Below are 18,245 nucleotides of genomic sequence, written 5' to 3' on the forward strand. Positions count from 1 at the left end.
TGCTCTATTGATGGAGACTGCTTCTGGCATACTCCTGAGGCGTCATTCCCGTTATGACCTTGAACACCTTAAAAAAGTACGTATAGCTCGTAAAACCGACTCGCTCGTAAATCTGCTTGGCCTTGTGCCCGCCGCCGTCGATCAGCTGCTTCGCGGCCTCGATCCGGAACCGGTTCAAGTAATCGGTGAAGTAGGTCCCCGTCTCCCGCTTAAAAATCCGGCCCAGATACGTATCGGAAATGCCGATCCGATCGGCCGTTTGCTCGAGGGAGATCGGGCTCGCGTAATGAGCTCGGATGAGTTGGATCGCCTGCTGCACGTGGATAGAAAAACGGCCAAAGCTTTGATGCCCGGACTCCAGCTTGGCGATGAGCTGCGCGTACAGCGACTTCGTCCATTCTTCGACCGCGTCCAGCCGGTTCGGATCGGACCGCTCCGCGCGCGAAAGCCACTCTCCTTCGTAGTAGGCGTCCCCGTGCAGGCCGGATTTCTTCCAGATTTTATCCGCGAGCTCAATCAGTTCGGTGACGGATTGCGCCATCGATTGCCTGTTGCCGGAGTCCCGGAGAGTGGAGAAAATATCGTCCAGGATCGCGTCAACGGCGATAGAACCCGCTTGCTCCGCCGCGCCGATCAGCGCCTTCTCCTGCCGCAAGGAAATTCCTGTTGCGGCAGCGGTTGCGGTACCCCCGCCTCCAGGGATCTCCGCCTTCGATGCCGGACGGACTCCGTCGGGAGCCGCCTCCAAGGCGGAGCGATAGTACGCGGCCAACTGGTCCAGGCCGGTGCCGACCGGCCCGATGCCGTACACGACCTGCATGTTCATATAAAGCTTAAGCAGGTCGGCCACCCGCCTCAGGCAAACTCGAACGCGTTGATGGATCGCGTACTCGCTGCGCTCTTCGTCGAAGGAGAACAGCAGCAGGTAGCGCCCCTCCTCCACGGGAACCGCGATTCCTCTCTCCTCGGTCATGCACTGCCGAATCAGGTCCAGGGTCGCCCTCGCCCGTTGAATTTTCCGCTCCTCGTCGGGAAAACGGTCCACCGGGCTGCTCGCCTCCGATAATCGAAGCGCCGCGACGACAAGCCGTCCGCTGCCTAGGGGCGACAGCCGGCGGAGATACTCCTCCGCGCTCGCCCGATCGACCTCGAGCCCGAGCGCGATGTTCCTCAGGTAGGTCTGCTCGAGCTCCGCATGGACGGCCGGCCAGTTGCGCTCGACGAAGTCCAGCCCTTCGGATTTGTCTTCCGTCTGCCGAATCTCTTCCTTTAGCCGAGCGAGCAGCTCCAGCCATCCGTCCGCTTCGATTCGGTGCTTCAGCACGTAATCGGAAGCTCCATTGCGCATCGTTTCTCTGACGAAGTCGTAATCGTCGAAGCTGCTGACCATCACCGTCTTGATCTTGCCGCGGTACCGTTCATAGACGTATCGGTTCAGCTCCACGCCGCTCATTCCCGCCATATGAATGTCCGCGACGACGATATGCGGCGTCTGCCGTTCGATCAGCTCGATCGCTTCCTTCCCGTTCCGGGCTTCCCCGCAGATCCGGAAGCCGTGCCGGTTCCAATCGATAAGCCGCCGCATATGGGAGAGAGCCAGCGGCTCGTCATCCACTAGCAGAACGTTTAGCATGGTCATTCTCCCTCCTCTCGAGCGGAATCTCGAAACTCCAATTATACATACAGTTATCCACCCATTAAAGTCGGAATAGAAACCGACGTCAGGCCGCTTTTCCCCATTTTAGGCGAGTTTCCGTCACTTTGACGCTTGGCGACCAAGCCGATAGGCCGTAGGCGAAATGCCGTTAAAATTGTAGAAAGCGCGGGAGAAAGCATACACGTCCGCATAACCGAGCGAGAGAGCGATCTCCGTTACCGTAAGCGCCGGGTGCCGAAGCAGCTCTGCCGCCTTCTCCATCCTCTTGCGGATCAAATACGTTTTGGGGCTCATCCCGTAATTTCGGTTAAATTCCATGTATAGATGGGATCGGTGAACGCCCGCGATTTCCGCGATGTCGGACACCGTGATCAGCTCCATGTAATGGCTGTCGATATAGTCCTCGCACTTCTTCAGCCATTCGACGGCTTTCTTCTGTCCCGCGTTCGGCGGCAGAGACAGCAACGCGAACAGCCGATACAGGGCTTGCTGCAGCTGCAGCTCCATTCCTTCCTCGGGTATCCAAGCGAAAATCTGTCGAAGAAGGTCGAGAATCTCTCCCGTGGTTCGGTCGCGAAGATACGGCTCGGCCTCCGTCAGCCCGATTCTCTGGAGGAGCGGCAAGACCTGCGGTCCGTCCATCGCCAGCCAATGCAAGCGAAGCGGCGAGTGATGCGCGTAATCGGCCGCCTGATAGCTGTGCTTCCGGCGGGGTACAGGCAGAACAAATCCCCCTTCCTCAGACGCGCCTTGCCATCCTCGAACGTGTAATCCACGGAACCATTAAGAATGACGTGGATGGAATAGCACTCGATCATGCGCGTACCGACCGCGTAATTGGCCTTGGCCACGTTAGTGCCGGACCGGATGGGCCAGAGCCCTCCCAGCTTCTCGAATTCGGACGGCGTATAGTAGCGGAAATCCACGTATTCATAAGCGGTTTCCTTCAAACGTCTACCTCCCTTAAGACCAAAAAAGGCACAGCACATCCCTTGAAGGATGCGCGTGCCTCTAGTTAGTCTAGTCGACGGTTATAAGCGCCAAGCTTGATTGGCTCTTATTAAGGATACCTGTTTTTCGCTTGTTTGGCCACCCTCTGCGTCCCGGTTTGAACCTCAGAATGTTTGGTCGATTGGACTTAGCCTCTTCGACAAAAAAAGTTGCCCTGAGAGTATCATAGCTTAGTTCGCGAGCCGTTGGGAATGTTCTTAAGTATTTGGCAAAATGTTGGGTTGGGGAGGGGGTCGGTTAGAAAAGAGTGCGGCAGCTCTCCAAGAAGCGGCCGATCGGCTCCGCCGAATATTCGTTCCATGGAGCTTCCAGGAAATCGTTGTCCGCGAGGAGATCGACTTTGTTCTCGCGAACGGCGGGCAGCTCCTTCCACAGCCTTGTCGCGATAAGCTCGGTCCACCTCGATTGAGAAGCCGGGCTCCGGTTCACGTGAACAAGAATTCGATCCGCTCCCATGCCAGATAGCTCGCCCGGCTCGATCTCCCGGAACCAAGGAGTCTCCCTGATCCCCTCCGGCGCGACAAAACAGAGATCGTCGTACAAAACCGTGCCCGCGCGGCGCCCCCAGACCATAAGCCGGTCGCGGCCGACAAGAAGGACCAGCACGGCGTCTCGGCAGACGATAGGCTCTAACTTCTCTCGAACCGCCTCCGCCGTGCGGTCGTAGCGCTTCAACCATGCCTCCGCTTCCTCGTCCTTTTCCAAAAAGCTAGCTGCCTGCCTGAAGTGCGCGCGCCAATCCTCCTCCCCGTTCAGGAACAAGGAGGGCGCGATCTCTCTCAGCTTCTCCTGCTCCTCGACGGGAACGAGTCCGTCGAACCCGATGATTCGCTCGGGCCGCACCTCGCGCAGCGCCTCCAAGTTGAAGTCGTATCGGTGGCTCAACGCCGTCCGAACCTCATAGGCGTATCGGCTGCGATAGCGATCCGTCCAGAACTGGTCCATCGGCGCCGCGCAAGGAATCATGCGAAGGGCCAGCAATTGTCCGATGTTCGCCCAGCTGTACGCCGCTATTTTCCGTCTCTGGTTGCGTTGATAGATGGCGGGCGCGAAGCCGACTTGTTTTTTGAACAGGTGGCTGAAGTAGCTCTCGCTCGCATACCCGATCCGTTGAACGATATCCGTCAGGGAATGGTTGCCTTCGTTCATGAGACGCTTCGCCTCCTGCAGCCGCAAGTCCGTCCGGTATTCCATGACCCCCTTGCCGAAACGTTCCTTAAACAGTCGCATGAAGTGGAACCGGCTAAGGCCGGCGGAGGACGCAAGCGCATCGACGGTAATCTCGCTCGCGTAATTGCGCTCCAGCTGAATCCGGGAAGCCTCCAGCGCAATCTCCGTTTGCCGCTCCTGATGGTTAAGCGCGACGCTCAGCAGCTCAAGAAGACCGGCCTCGCAGCGGAGCCGGGACGAAGGCGTCATCCGGGCCCACTCATCGGCAATTAAATCGAAGAGCGCGCCTGTCGACGAGGAAGAAGGCATGGCCGCCTCCCCTAAGAACGGAAAAACGGCCTTCTCGCGGTTTGCGAATGAGGGAGCGTCGTCCTTCGGCGTAAAGAAGACCTGGAATTCCAGCAGCAATAATTCCAGCGGGCTCTCCCAATAATTCGTCCATTCGATGAGCTGTCCCGGCGCGCAGACGAATAACGATCCGTGCCGGAGGGCGTGAGGGCGGCCGTCAATGACCAGCCTGCCGCCGGGAGCGTTCGAGAGAAGAAGGAGATGGGCCTTCGGCTTGATGAACGCTCTCTCCGTTAAAGAAGAACGGGGAGCATCCCTTAGAATTCGGACGTCGAGCAGCCGATAGCCGAGAAGGCCTGCAGCATCCTGCTGCAGGCCTAGCGGGGAAGGGTTATTCATGGACATGGTTTAGCACATCATCGGCTATGAGGCCGTTCGCCACCGGATTATCGTTGAACCAGTGGCCGGAATCCACCTTGAATATCGTGCCTTCCTGAACGGCTTTCAGAGACTTCCATAGCGCGTTATCCTCCGGAGGCTCCGAACGTCCCGGCCCGGAGATGACAAAGACGTAATCGACGTCCTTGAGTTCGGCCAACGTCTCCATGGAGTAAGCCTCGAAGTCGCCCTTCAGAGCGGCAGGCTGCTTAAACCCGAGCGTCTGATAGAGGGTCTTGCCGCCATAGAAGTTAGGTCCGAACAGTTTAAAGCTCTTATCGTCCTGCGGAAGCAGAATGACCGCCGTCTTCTCGGATGGCAGATTCCCCAACTGGCTCTCAGCGGCCTCCATCTTCTCCTCGTATTGTTCGAGAGCCTTCTTCGCGGCATCCTGTTCCCCGAGCAAATCGCCAAGCTTCTCCAGATTCGTCCGCCAGTCCGTGTTGTCCTCCGAGAGCACGAAGGTCGGAGCGATCTTGGAGAACTGGTCGTAATCGATTTGGCCCATGTAGGCCGGAGACAAGAAGAGGATCAGGTCCGGCTTGTAAGAGAGCGTCTCTTCCGCCGTCAACCCGTTGTCCATATTCAGAGACGGAACCCCGGAAAGCTTGTCCTGCAAGTACTGCTGGGGTTGGCCTCCGGCGCTCCATTGCGCGACCGGTGACACGCCCATTGCGGAGAGAGGATCCTCCAGGAATGGAGCGATAATGCGCTGCGGATGGGCAGGCACCTCTACTTGGTGTCCCATGGCATCCGTGAGAACGCGAGGGGCAGCCTCTTCCCCGTTAGCAGATGACGCTGCCGCCTCGGTCTGCGCAGCCGACGGCGATGTGGTCGCTGGCGTGGCATCTTCGTTCGAATTGTTGGAATTCCCGCATGCGGCTAGCAGAATCATCATAAGGGCCATCAGCCCTGCCGATAGTGTATGTTTGGACAGCTTCATTTCTTTGCAGCTCCTAAAGTTGAGATTGATTATCATTATCTCAATCAGTATAGAGCCAACTGCCTCCATTGTGAATAAGGGATCGTGCTGTCTTTTGGGTAACCGAGCGCATTGTTGCGATAATCATTCCATGCGGACGTGCGGAGAAGTTTTGGGTTCCTTGGCTCTATGTATTTTTTTCACTGCTTGAAGGAATGCCCGGAACAGTGGGGAGTCGGTGATTTACGGGGAATTACGGGCGCAACGGGAAACGTGGAACGGGATGCGGACGTGAATTCGCCCTGTTCATCCGGCTTAAGTGTTCGAACAGTTCCGACTCGGTTTGCACTATTGGTTTCTAACCGAATCCACCTCCACTCCACACAATTTCTTTCATCCGTTTAGACCTGTATTGAGATACGGTTCATCATACCCGACTAAAAACAGTCCCCGCGAATCACGGGGACTGCTTGCGCATTTAAACCTTGAAGCGATAACCCGCGCCCCATACGGTTTCGATAAACTGGTGCTGCGACGGGTCTTTCTGGATCTTATCCCGGATCTTCCCTACGTGAACCGTGACCGTGGCGGTATCGCCGTAATTCTCGATCCCCCACACCCGATCCAGCAGCGCCTCCTTGGAATAGACCCGATCCGGGTTTTCCGCGAGGAACAGCAGCAGGTCGAATTCTTTTGCCGTCATCGTAACATCCGTCCCGCGCAGCGTCACCCGTCTTGCATCGACCTGAATCGTGAGCTCGCGAATGTTCAGCTCGCGCGACTTCCGGGCATGCGAAAGCCCGGTGCCTGCCGCGACACCGGTCAATCGGTCATATCGTTCGAGATGCGCCTTTACCCGCGCCACGAGCTCCGTCGGGCTGAACGGCTTCGTCACATAATCGTCCGCCCCTAAGCCTAGACCTCGGATCTTGTCGATATCCTCCTTGCGGGCGGATACCATGAGCACCGGAATAAATTTGGTTTCCCGGATCCGTCGCAGTAGTTCAAAGCCGTCCATGCCCGGCAGCATGACGTCCAGAATGATCAGATCGTATTCTTGCTTCAGCGCCTCCTCAAGCGCCTGTCGGCCGTCTGCCCTTAGGGTCACCTCATAGCCGTGTACCTCGAGAAAATCCCGCTCCAGCTCGGCGATCGCGTGATCGTCCTCAACGATTAGCACTTTCCGCTTCGACATCTCACGCTCTCCCCGTTTCTTTGTTATCCCGTTTCATCGGAATGCTAATCATCACCGTCATGAACCGTCCCGGTTCGCTTCTCGCATGGATCGTTCCTCCATGATTCGCGATAATCTGCTTCACGATGGCAAGGCCTAACCCGGAGCCGGCCACGTTCTGATTCCGGTTCGTATCCGCGCGATAGAAACGGTCGAAGATCCGCTCCAGCTCGTCCGGTCCCATTCCGGGTCCGTTATCCGTAACCGCGAATACCCAATTCTCCGACTGCCGCCCGAAATAAACATGGATATGGGGCTCCTTCTTATCCATGAATTTCACCGAATTACCGACAATGTTCAGCATGACGCGCCTCATCTTCTGGACATCCATCGTCACAACATCATCTTGCCCCGCCTCATATTCGCTCGTTAGCCGCACGCCAGCGCTCTCGTACTCCATTTGCAGTTCGCTCATCGTCTGCCGATAGAACGACTCAAGCGGCACCGTCTCCATGTGGAAACGCTCCTGTTCGAGATCCAGCTTCGACAATAGGAACAGATCGTCGATCATCCGGTCCATATCGAGCGTCTTCGCATAAATCACGTCGATATACTTCTTCAGCTTCTCCGGATCGTCCGTAATGCCTACCCGAATTCCCTCCACATAACCTTTGATCGAAGTCAGCGGCGTCTTCAGATCATGCGAAATATTCGAGATCAGCTCCTTGCGGTTCTCCTCCAACGCTAGCTGAGCGTCGATCGATCGCTGCAGCTCGCTGCGCATCTTTTCATACGAGCGGATCACGCTTCCCACTTCGTTGCGCACCTTGGATTCCAGACGGAAGTTCAAATCCCCTTCCGCAATGCGCCGGGAGCCCTGTTCGAGCTGTCGCAGCGGCCTTACGATATCCTTCGTCGTGATCCAGAGCAGCGGGACCAGAATGATACCGACTAGAATGGCGATACCGAGAAGCACGAATGACTCGAACCGGTTCGTCTTGGAATCCGCGGCCGTCATGTCGGCGATCAGGTAATACGTCAAAGGATCATCGATCTCAGGGAAATCGTATCCCACCGAGAGCAAGTCGCGTTCCTCCCACGCGCTCACGACGAACACATCGTTTGCATGCCGCCCAGCGGCGGACACATCCTGCCGCAGCTGCTTCAGGAACGCTTCCCCCTCGCTGAGCGCGCCGTAGCTTTCCCAGCGGTCCCCTTGCCTGACGACAAGGAAGCCCCCGAAAGGCTGCAGCCGGTCTCCGATGGTGGCTGCAAACGCGGGGGACGTCAGCTCCTCCGGCGTGTATCGCTCCGCATAACGCAGATCCACGAACAGATCGATGCCCCTAGAAAATGCTTCATCCGGGGATTGATCCTTCACGATACCGCTTGCGAAATACGAGAGGACAGCCGTGACGATTCCGATTCCGGTCATCGCAACGATAATCGCCGTCAGTAAAGCGCCAACCAAATAAGTTAAAATGAGTTTCAATCGAATGGACATACGTCATAACTCTTTTCTTTGGAAGGCAAGCAAGCCCAATATAGTGCCAATGATATAGTAGGCTATCATAAATAGCAACGTTGAAACCGTCCTATCGGCATCCCCCCCGTACAGGAGCGGTTGCAGCCAATCCGCATAGCTCGTGACAAAAAACCGATTCAGCTGCGGCTCGAGAAAACCGACGGCACTCATCCCCATCCACAGCACGACGCTCACCGCCAGCCCAACGCCGCTGCTCCCCGCCCATAGGGATACGCTGTTCGCCAATACGAGCAGCAAGCCGCCGAACAGGATCGCGCCCCCAAGCTCTGCTATACCCGCTCCGAGAGAGGACGCCGCAGATGCGCCGTGAACAATGATGCCTCCAATGTATGCTGGCACGAACATACACAGGACGATCAAAGCACCGGCCGCCCACCCCGCGAGCAATTTTCCGATGAAGAGAAACTCCCGGCCGACCGGCAGCTTCAGCGCATGCTTGATCATCCCCTTGCTTTCGCCGATCATAAGGTCGCTGCCGAGCGCCACCATGAAGAAAGGGAGCACGACCGCAAGCAGCTCGATTGCCATCAGCGGCAGGTTGTCGCCCAGTCCAAGACGGTCGCCGATAAAGACGAAGAGAACGCCAATGACGAAGGAGAGCAGCAGCAAAGCCTTCAGCTTTCCTCCGCGGAACAGCTTGCGCAGCTCCTCCGCGGCGAGGTAATTCATCTGCGCGATCATACGGCGGCCCCGCTCCTTTCCTGTGCGAGATGATGCAAATAATAGTCCTCCACGCGGGCAAACGACTCCCTGATCTGCACGACGCCCGCCGTATGGACATGCCGCCCCTCGCAGACGATGCAAGCATGCGTGATCCAGTCCTCGATGTCGTGCACCTGATGCGACGACACGATGACGCTCATCCCCGTGTCGGCAACCAGGCGGCGCAGCATCAACGCGATTTCCCGCCTGCCCTCGATGTCCATGCCCGAGAAGGGCTCATCGAGCAGCAGCAGCTTGGGCCGATGGAGCAGCACGCTGGCCAGCTCTATCCGTTGCTTCATGCCGGTGGAGTATTTTCTGATCTTTAGATTTTGGTGCTTCGTCATGCCCACGAGCTCCAGCGTCTGCCGGATGCGGGCTTCGTCTACACCCGGATATAGCTTATGGTAGCACCTCAAATAGTCATATCCCGTGAGATAGGGGTACGGGGACGGCTCCCCGATCATCAAGCCCATGTGCGGCCTCGTCAACTCGGGCCGGTCGGCGACGGAGGCGCCGTTCCAGAGAGCTTCCCCGCGTTGTGTCCCGATCCAGCCAGCCATCGCCTGCAGCGCCGTCGTCTTCCCGGCGCCGTTCGGTCCCAATAAGGCGACAACCTCACCGGCTCGCACGGTGAGGTTCAGCCCTTGGATGCCGCGACCGCCGGGATAGACCTTCGTCAGATCGTTTGCTTCAAACATAGGTATGGTCCTCCCGTGGTCTATTGGGTTAGCTGCGATCGTCGAACGTTGCCGCGTCGATTATTTCCACGGACTTGCCGGCTGGGTCATATGCCTCTGGCGTCGTGGCATTGATGTCGCTAACGTGGCCTGCGCCTTCCAGCTCTACGCGGTGGGCGATGCCAGCCTCATCTTTGCCGCTCACTTCAAGCTCGCCTTGCACGCCTTGTACCTCGTTATTCGCATCGACCGTCATTTGCAGCCGCACATGTTCAATGGCAACGTCTTCCGTCAGCTCCGGCAACTGCGCTTCCAGGTCGATCCCTTCAAGTCCTTGGAAGAAAGGAAGCTGACTGAGCTGATCCCACTCCGTATGCGCTTCCGGCGCAAGTGCGCGCCCTGCCCGGTCTTCAGCCGATGCCGCATCCATTAGTAAACGTAGCGGGAGCGGAATATCCTCCTTGCTGATGTCGACCGTAATCGTCTTCGAGCCGTCCGCCTGGTTCGCCACGCTGAAGTTGTCCTTCAGGTCGCCGACCATAAAATCGAGGAGCGCTTCTTCCGCTTTGTTCATCGGACGATCCTGGAACTCCTCCTCATCCGACCATTCGCGATGTTCGCCGGCGCGTTCATCGTCCAAGTTGATCACCTGATAATGCAGATCATGCGTCCGGTCTACGAGATAGACCTTGTCATCTCCACTGCTGTACAGGCTGGCGTTTCGCTCGACACCCATAAGCGTGAAGTCGAGGTCGCCGCTGACGTTGTATTCGCCGCCTGCTTCCCCCATCTTCCCCGAGCCGTCTGCCTTCAGAACCGTCTCGCCGTCAACCGTCACGGTGAAGTTCCCGTTGACCGTCGCGCTCTCGATGGCGGCCCCCGACATAGGGTTCGCTTTAAGCATCGCTTTGAACGCATCATACCCTTCCGTGTTCGGACTATACGCGAAAGCCGTCGCCGTAAATAGTGTCATTGCGCCAACAGCCGAGCCTATCATGATGACTTTGCTTTTCTTTTTCATTTTCCACTCTCTCCTTTAAGGTTGTTTGGTCTCTCTCTTGCCTACAACCTTAGTCTAAAGGAGGAGTCTAAAGCCCCTCGAAAGCAATTCGAAAAGTTTTCTAAAATCGGAGATCTATATCAATATCATGATTCATAATCATTCAGGTGTTGTGCTTCGCTTTCGATGACTGGCTCTTTGAATCCTAACGAGCTGGGCCTACTTCGCCTCCGGCGGCAGCGATGTTCGCAGCAGGCTCTCCATGTCGGTAATCGGTACGGCCAAACCGGCCTCTATTATTTGGTCTTGATGCTGGATATCCGCGGTGGCGTATACAACGGCGATGGCTTTGCCATGTTCGTTAATGACGGGAGAGCCGCTATTGCCGCTATAGACCGGCGCTTGAAGGGCCATGACCGGCGTCTGACGGCCTCGGATCGGGACCAAGCCGATAATAGCGCCTTCGATGGCGATTTGCGTGAAATAAAGCGGATTGCCGATTACGTAGATAGGCTCCCCCGCCTCCCATTGCTTGTCCCGCTCGATTTCGATGAACGGCAGCTGTTGATCCCCGATATCCGCCTTCAGTATGGCGATATCCAGATCGGGATTACTGGCCGACAGCTTCGCTTTGTAACTCTGACTTTGCTCCGGAAACCTCACGATGATATAGCCGTTATTTTCGATTACGTGGTAGTTGGTCACAATGTAGCCGTCGTTTATGTGGAATCCGGTGCCTTTTCCGTTATCCGTGCTGACTGTGACAACCGCTTCTTTATACCTTAGAATTTCAGCCTGGCTGGATAATTCCTTCGACTCGAACAAGAGGGGCAGCGTCTTCATGTTGTAGATTCGCGGCCAGAATGCCAATATATTTCCGACTAGAGCGGCCACGAGCAGGAATAGGATCGTATTTCTGATCCATTTCCGTCGGTTGGCTGATGACCCCCCGTCATCCTCCTCCTCTTCCGAGTCAAAGTCCCACTCCTCGTCTGCATACGTGTCGCGATTCTCATTTTCTTGCTTATCATCGGAATTAGAAAAGGAGTTCTCTTTGTTTCGATTCGGATTATTTGCCATGCGTATCCTCCCGTACTCGCCGTAATCTTGTCCCAAAATTGTATGACCAAATCCCTTCTTCTTATTTTACTCCTGCATAAAAGCAAATACGACGTATCGAAAAAACGAAGCGTTCGAGACCTCTTCCCCCCATTCCCGTAAATAGATAGAAATGCCTGATTTGCGGCTTAACTAGGAGATCGGAGGGGAAGCCCATTGCAGTTGGTCCTGGACCAAATCGCAAAAACATTCGACAACAAGAAGGTGCTCCAAGGAGCTGGGTTTACTTTTGAGAAGGGGAAGATCTACGGCCTGCTTGGACGCAATGGCGCGGGCAAAACAACGCTGTTCAACTGCCTAAGCGGAGAAACGAAGATGGATGGCGGGAAGGCGCTGATCGAGGAGAACGGCACGACCCGCGAGCTGAGGGAGCAGGACGTCGGCTATGTGTACTCGCTTCCGATTCTGCCCGAGTTCCTGACCGGCTACGAGTTCGTGAAGTTCTTCATGGACATCAACCGGGAGAAGCTCGAGCCGAATAAGACTCCGGACGATTATTTCGACTTGATGAGCATCGCGGAGGAAGACCGGCACCGGCTGATCAAGGGGTACTCGCACGGCATGAAGAACAAAATCCAGATGCTGCTGTTCCTCATGACGAAGCCGCCGGTCATTCTGCTGGACGAACCTCTGACCTCCTTCGACGTCATCGTGGCGCTGGAGATGAAGAACCTGCTGCGGTCGATGAAGCAGGACCACATTCTGATTTTCTCGACGCATATTCTGCAGCTCGCAACCGATCTGTGCGACGAGCTGGTCGTCCTGAACAACGGGCAACTGTCTCCCGTTCCGTCCGACCTGCTGCGCAGTCCGGAATTCGAAGCCAGCGTGATCGAGCTGCTGAAGGATGAGAGCCATGCTGAAGACGCTTAATACGCTGCTCGCCATCCGCACGTCTTCCGCCGCCAACTGGTTTATTTATTTTTTCCGCAAGCTGCCGCTCCTCGGACGAATCATGCCTGCTTCCGCCTACTCCAACCTGAAGCTAAAGCGGTTCGTTGCCGTGCTCGTTCGAATCTTCAGCTACGTATGGGCATTCGTCTCGAAGTTCGCTTATACGGGGTTGTTCGTCTTCTGGCCTGCCGCGTCGCTCGGCGGGGAGCTGCCGCAGGAAGATCGGCTTCTGCTGTTTTTCCATATTTTTATCCTGCTTAGCTTTATCGTCGCGGGCGTCTCTTACGCCGTTATCTTGGAGACCAAGAGGGAGAAGTACATCGCGGTAAAGCTGATGAGGCTGCCCGCTGCCCGTTACATGAAGGCTTCGCTCGGCTATCGGTACGCCTTGTTCTTCGTCACGTACTTAGCCGCCCTGCCGGTATTCGTTTCTCTTCTGGGAGGCTCCATTCTGCAGGGGATCCTGCTGGCGGTGTCGGTCACGTTGTGGAGGGTATGGATCGAGCGCTTTCATCTGTGGCTGTACGATAAGACCGGCGTGGTCCTGATCAAAAAGAATGCGATCGTGTGGCTAACCATCGGACTTGGATGTGCAGCCGCCTATGCGCCGCTACTAATGGAGGCAACTCCAACCTGGGTTTCGTTGCTGGCCAATGTACCCGTCGCCCTGGCCGTAACCGTATGGGGCCTTGTCTCGGCTGTCCGGCTAGCCCGTTACCCCGATTACGCGAAAGCCGTCGAAGCCGCGACGAAGAAGGACGATCCGCTGCTCAATATCGGGCAGATGATCGCGGACGCGCAGAAGGCCGACGTGAAGCAAGCGACCGGGGATTATTCTCTGAAAACGTTGACGGACGAGTCGGCACGGGGCAAAGAGGGGTACGCCTACTTAAACTCGCTCTTCTTCTCGCGTCACCGCAAGCTAATCGCGCAACCGGTGTATAAGAGACTCGCGATCGCCTTGGCCATCGGCATCGTCGGGGCGGTCCTCGCTTTGCTGTATCGCGAACAAGCCGCTCAGCTGGAGCTGGCGGCGTTATTCCCGTATCTGCCCATTACCGTTTTCTTCTTCTCCGTGGGAGAAAGAGCATGCAAGGCGATGTTCTACAACTGCGATCAGAGCTTGATGCGGTACAGCTTCTATCGCAGCGCGGCCGATCGGCACTTCCGAATCCGCCTGTTCCGGGTCATCGGCCTGAATCTGGCGATCGCAGCCGCGCTTGGCGCCGCAATGACGGTCATGGCCGTCGCTGCAGGAACAGCGATAAACGGAACTCTTCTCCTGCTGTGGATTTACGTTCTGGCGCTGTCCGTGCTGTTCTCCATTCATCATCTGTTCATGTATTACATCTTCCAGCCGTACAGCGTCGAATGGACGACGAAGAGTCCGGTCTTCCATATCGTGAATACGGTCATCTCGATGTTCTGCGGGGCCAGCATATGGCTTCACGCTCCGTCCGCCGTCTTCATCACCGTCGCTCTGGTTCTGACGCCGCTTTACTTCGCGATCGCGCTCGTGCTCGTTCGCCGAATCGGTTATCGCACTTTCCGGATTAAATAAGTCAACCCTTCTGCCGCTCGACCTCCAGAATCGCCCTTTGGTGGATGAGACGCATGACCGAATCTTCCATCGGAGGGTTAGAAAGGCCGAACCTCACGTCGCGATAGAGCCGTTGGAGCGGATGGGTCTGCGACAGCCCGTGCGCTCCGGCAATGCGAAGCGCCTTGTCCACAACGGACAAGGCCGTTTGAACGGCGAACACCTTGACCGCCCCCAGTTCCGCCAGCCAGTAGCTCGGATCACCGTCCGATTCCTCGTAACGGGCCGCCGCGGAATACATATAGTGCCGCGCCGCCGACAGCTCGAGATCGATCGCGGCGATCTGCTGGCCGATGTTCGGCGCGTACAGGATCGGGCGGTCGAGCGTGTTCGGCTGATAGCTCTCGGCGAAGGCGATCGCTTCCGCCCTCGCCGCAAGGGCGATCCCCAAGTAGCAGGCCGGAATGTGCAGCAGGTACGGATTCACCGTCGGGCCGGCCTTCTGCGAAGCGCGGAACACGAGGGCGTCGGCCGGAAGCTCGACGTTATCGAGCGCGAGGTCGTGGCTGCCCGTCCCCCGCATCCCCATCACGTTCCAGGTCGGATCGACCGACACTCCGGGGGCCGACATCGGGATCAGGAAGTCCGCGTGCTCTCCCTCTTCCTCCAGCGTTACGCCGACGATCGCCGTATCGAGTACCGGGGACAGGGTGGTGAAGGTTTTACGCCCGTTCAGCACGTAGCCGCCTTGAGCCGACCGCTTCGCCTTCGTCTGATATTGGCCGCCCCGAGACGGGCTCCCCGTCGCCTTCTCCGAATTCGCCCGATTCGTAAGACCACCCGCCACCGCCGACCGGAAAACCCGCTCCAGAGCCGCCTCCGACCAGGGTCGTCTTACCGCCAGTTCGAAAACAACGCTCAGGTGCCACCCCATTCCGAGAGCGATGGCCGGATCGCCCTGCGCGAGCCGTTCCTGGTAGAGCAAGAATTCGTAAAGGCTAATCTCCGCGCCGCCGTATTCCTTCGGAACCGTCCAGCCGGGATAGCCGATCTCCCTCAGCAATTCGATATGACGATGGCTGAAGCCATTGGCCAAATCCGTCTCGTGCGCGCCGATCTTCATCTCGTCCGCCGCCTTGCCGATAAGCCGGAGCCGCTCCTCCTGCTCCGGCGTTCTTGCGAAACTGCCGTTGCTTATCATGCCGCCAACCTCCTCCTCGCCCAAAAGCTACCTTTCCTTAGCCGCTAAGTATGGTTAAACGCTAACACCATTCCCTTCGAGCGTCAACCGCCGCGCCGACGGCAAAGAGCCGCTGATCGTCTCAGCGGCACAGCTATAGCGTTATCCCGAAAACAAACGGTTAGACTCGCCCCCCTTACAAAGCCCCGCATTCTTGAGCGATCCGCTCCGCCTCGTCGTAGTCCTCTTCCTCGAAGATGGCGACGAGCATGATGTCCCGCCCGGTCTCCCGATTCTCGTAGCCGCCGGAGCTCATCCCGCTCGCGCTGACATTGGCGGCGGCAAGCACGCCGGCGTCCGGGCCGTCGAAGTCGCCGCCTAGCGTCAGGTGGCCCAAGCCGGGGAAGTCCCCCGTTATCGTTCCGCCGATCCTGTCCAGGCTTTGAAATCCCGTGCCGGCAAAGCCGTCGATCCGCTCGATGGCGTAGTCGATCAGCCTAAGCGACTTCATCCGATCCACGGCTTCCTTGGCCTGATCGGGCGTGTTGAAGTAAGCAAACAGCGTTCTCTCCGACATAGGAAGCTTCCCTCCAATCGCAATTGACGCTGGTAGCTTCTGTCTCGCGCAGAGGAATTATGCACATTGCCGATTTTCCCCCTTCCCAAGCGAGCCGCGCCAACCTATAATATGGGAAAATTTCTCGAGAGGCGGTACAGCCATGGCAGACGTATCCCGGGCGCGAGCCCATATGCCGGAAGGAACGAACGCGGTCATTAACAAGCGGTCTCTCGCCGCGTCCAACAAGAGGTTAGCCGAGCTTCTGAAGCCCGGCATGTCGGCGCTCGACGTCGGCTGCGGAAGCGGAGCGATCACGGGGGGCATTGCGGAAGCGGTAGGTCCGCAAGGCGAAGCGGTGGGCGTCGACGTCAACGAGCGATTGATCGCGGATGCGCGTCGGCAGCACGGGGATAAAGGCGGGACGCTCCGCTTCGAGATCGCCGATATCTACGCCTTGCCTTCGAGCGGGAGCTTCGATATCGTCGCCGCCGCGAGAGTGCTGCAATGGTTGGACCGCCCGAAAGCGGCGCTGGGGCAAATGATCGAGGCGGCGAAGCCCGGCGGCCAAGTGCTCGTACTCGACTACAACCACGAGAAGATCGTCTGGGAGCCGGAGCCGCCGGCCGCATTCCGCCACTTCTATGATCAGTTCCTGAAGTGGCGATCGGACGGCGGCATGCATAACGCGATCGCCGACGAGCTGCAGGGGATGTTCGAAGCCGCCGGGCTGACCCACGTACGCGTCTCCGATCAATCGGAGACGGTGAAGAGAGGCGAGCCCGGGTTCGAAGCCGGCATCGCCATCTGGGCCGAGGTCGCGGCCAGCCGGGGGCATCAATTGGTTACCGATGGTTATCTGTCCGAGGAAGAGCGCGCTAATGCCGAGGCCTCCTACCGAGACTGGATCGCGGAAGAGGCCGTCAGCCAAACGATGTACCTCCTCGCCGTCGAAGGAACTCGAATCTAGCAACGAAAGGCGGTTCTACGCTATGAGGCATGAACCCCGCAGCATGCAAGAGTACGTCGATTCTCCAAGCATGCAGCACAAGCTATTCAAGCGATCCTTGCTGATCGTCATCCTCTCGCAGATTTTCGGAGGAGCCGGCCTTGCCGCGGGGGTAACCGTAGGCGCGCTTCTGGCCCAGGATATGTTGGGCACGGAAAGCTACGCGGGGATGCCCACGGCATTGTTCACCTTGGGCTCGGCCCTGGCTGCTTTTCTCGTGGGGCGTCATTCGCAGCGGCACGGGCGCCGCTTGGGTCTGGCCGCCGGGTTCTTCGCGGGGGGCATCGGAGCGATAGGGGTCATTATCGCCGCCATGAACGAGAGCATAGTTCTTCTGTTCCTCTCTTTGTTCGTTTATGGGGCGGGGACGTCCACGAACCTGCAAGCGCGTTATGCCGGCACGGACTTGGCTAAACCCGACCAACGAGCCAAAGCGATCAGCTTCGCCATGGTCTCGACGACGTTGGGAGCGGTAGCCGGTCCTAATCTGGTGGATGCCATGGGTCGTTTCGCAACGTCCGTCGGCATCCCGGCTCTTGCGGGCCCTTTTATTTTTGCCGCCGTCGCTTTTATCCTGGCCGGGTTCGTCTTCTATCTGTTCCTCCGTCCGGACCCGTCCGTCGTTGCAAAGGCGATATACGAGGCCCGATCGGAGCAGGGCCTTCCCGCGGAAGCCACGCCGGGTACCCCCATGCGGAACAACCGAAATCTCATCGTCGGGGCCGCCGTGATGATCTTGACTCAGATCGTCATGGTCGCGATCATGACGATGACGCCTATCCACATGAAGCATCACGGACATGGCTTGGGCGATGTAGGCTTGGTCATCAGCATCCATATCGGATTCATGTTTCTGCCCTCTCTGCTTACGGGCGTTCTCGTCGATAAGATCGGTCGCACGACGATGTCGATCGCTTCGGGCGCGGTTCTGCTGGCTGCCGGGATTGTCGCCGCTCTGGCGCCGGCCGATTCCTTATTCGTTCTTATCGTTGCTCTTGCCCTGCTAGGTCTTGGCTGGAACTTGGGCCTGATCAGCGGTACCGCGCTTATCGTCGATGCGACGGATCCGATAACCCGCGCCCGAACCCAAGGAACGATCGACGTGCTGATCGCGCTGGCGGGGGCGTCGGGCGGAGCCTTATCCGGCATGGTCGCCGCCTATTCCAGCTACGCGGCGCTTTCGCTTGCCGGCGGCGGACTCGCTCTCCTGCTCGTGCCCGTGGTGCTATGGTCCCGCAGGAAACCGAAGCCCGTCTCTCCGGACGGGATCCCGTTGAACTAACTCACAAGGCAGCCGATCGAGCGATCGGCTGCCTTCTTCTTTTCCGCGTAATTTGATCTCGATCGCCATCAACGATA

16 protein-coding genes are annotated in these 18,245 nt (G+C 57.6%); 4 read left to right on the forward strand and 12 right to left on the reverse strand.

Going from position 1 to position 18,245, the window contains the following annotated elements; translation table 11 throughout:
• Positions 1-4: 4 nt before the first annotated feature.
• From H7B67_RS03055 to H7B67_RS03105, 10 genes are all read right to left on the reverse strand, one after another.
• Positions 5-1,633: a helix-turn-helix domain-containing protein gene (locus H7B67_RS03055; RefSeq protein ID WP_185118326.1), complete on the reverse strand. Its 1,629-nt coding sequence runs from the start codon at positions 1,631-1,633 to the stop codon at positions 5-7.
• 123 nt (positions 1,634-1,756) lie between these two features.
• Positions 1,757-2,380 (reverse strand): helix-turn-helix transcriptional regulator, encoded by a 624-nt coding sequence (locus H7B67_RS03060; RefSeq protein WP_245363748.1) that lies wholly within the window; start codon positions 2,378-2,380, stop codon positions 1,757-1,759.
• A gap of 525 nt (positions 2,381-2,905) precedes the next feature.
• Positions 2,906-4,531, reverse strand: coding sequence for an AraC family transcriptional regulator (locus H7B67_RS03070; protein ID WP_185118329.1), 1,626 nt, complete (start codon positions 4,529-4,531; stop codon positions 2,906-2,908).
• A complete protein-coding gene (locus tag H7B67_RS03075; RefSeq protein ID WP_185118330.1) occupies positions 4,518-5,507 on the reverse strand; it encodes an ABC transporter substrate-binding protein in 990 nt (329 codons plus the stop codon). The genes H7B67_RS03070 and H7B67_RS03075 overlap by 14 nt, the downstream gene beginning before the upstream one ends.
• A 457-nt stretch (positions 5,508-5,964) precedes the next feature.
• Complete coding sequence (locus H7B67_RS03080) at positions 5,965-6,681, reverse strand: response regulator transcription factor (RefSeq protein WP_185118331.1); 717 nt, start codon at positions 6,679-6,681, stop codon at positions 5,965-5,967.
• Between the two features lies 1 nt (position 6,682).
• Positions 6,683-8,164, reverse strand: a complete 1,482-nt coding sequence (locus H7B67_RS03085; protein ID WP_185118332.1) for a sensor histidine kinase — start codon at positions 8,162-8,164, stop codon at positions 6,683-6,685.
• Positions 8,165-8,167: 3 nt separating this feature from the next.
• Positions 8,168-8,887, reverse strand: coding sequence for an ABC transporter permease (locus H7B67_RS03090; RefSeq protein WP_185118333.1), 720 nt, complete (start codon positions 8,885-8,887; stop codon positions 8,168-8,170).
• On the reverse strand, positions 8,884-9,609 hold the full coding sequence (locus tag H7B67_RS03095; protein ID WP_185118334.1) for an ABC transporter ATP-binding protein: 726 nt from the start codon (positions 9,607-9,609) through the stop codon (positions 8,884-8,886). The genes H7B67_RS03090 and H7B67_RS03095 overlap by 4 nt, the downstream gene beginning before the upstream one ends.
• 28 nt (positions 9,610-9,637) lie before the next feature.
• Positions 9,638-10,609 (reverse strand): hypothetical protein, encoded by a 972-nt coding sequence (locus tag H7B67_RS03100; RefSeq protein WP_185118335.1) that lies wholly within the window; start codon positions 10,607-10,609, stop codon positions 9,638-9,640.
• A gap of 198 nt (positions 10,610-10,807) precedes the next feature.
• Positions 10,808-11,668: a S1 family peptidase gene (locus H7B67_RS03105; protein ID WP_185118336.1), complete on the reverse strand. Its 861-nt coding sequence runs from the start codon at positions 11,666-11,668 to the stop codon at positions 10,808-10,810.
• Positions 11,669-11,863: 195 nt separating this feature from the next.
• On the opposite strand from H7B67_RS03105, the gene H7B67_RS03110 reads away from it, so the two are divergent.
• Positions 11,864-12,580, forward strand: a complete 717-nt coding sequence (locus tag H7B67_RS03110) for an ABC transporter ATP-binding protein (RefSeq protein ID WP_185118337.1) — start codon at positions 11,864-11,866, stop codon at positions 12,578-12,580.
• The gene (locus tag H7B67_RS03115; RefSeq protein WP_185118338.1) at positions 12,564-14,162 is read left to right on the forward strand and encodes a hypothetical protein; all 1,599 of its coding nucleotides are present in this window, start codon (positions 12,564-12,566) and stop codon (positions 14,160-14,162) included. Before H7B67_RS03110 ends, H7B67_RS03115 begins: the two co-directional genes overlap by 17 nt.
• Before the next feature lies 1 nt (position 14,163).
• On the opposite strand, the gene H7B67_RS03120 is transcribed toward H7B67_RS03115, so the two are convergent.
• Complete coding sequence (locus H7B67_RS03120) at positions 14,164-15,342, reverse strand: acyl-CoA dehydrogenase family protein (protein ID WP_185118339.1); 1,179 nt, start codon at positions 15,340-15,342, stop codon at positions 14,164-14,166.
• A gap of 175 nt (positions 15,343-15,517) precedes the next feature.
• Entirely contained in the window at positions 15,518-15,898 is a 381-nt protein-coding gene (locus H7B67_RS03125) for a hypothetical protein (RefSeq protein ID WP_185118340.1), read from the reverse strand.
• A gap of 142 nt (positions 15,899-16,040) precedes the next feature.
• Here H7B67_RS03125 and H7B67_RS03130 point away from each other — a divergent pair, with 142 nt between their 5' ends.
• Positions 16,041-16,847, forward strand: coding sequence for a methyltransferase domain-containing protein (locus tag H7B67_RS03130; RefSeq protein WP_185118341.1), 807 nt, complete (start codon positions 16,041-16,043; stop codon positions 16,845-16,847).
• A gap of 22 nt (positions 16,848-16,869) precedes the next feature.
• Complete coding sequence (locus tag H7B67_RS03135) at positions 16,870-18,168, forward strand: MFS transporter (RefSeq protein WP_185118342.1); 1,299 nt, start codon at positions 16,870-16,872, stop codon at positions 18,166-18,168.
• The last annotated feature ends 77 nt before the right edge of the window (positions 18,169-18,245 follow it).

Source organism: Cohnella thailandensis (assembly GCF_014212135.1).
GTDB classification, from domain to species: Bacteria; Bacillota; Bacilli; order Paenibacillales; family Paenibacillaceae; genus Cohnella; species Cohnella thailandensis.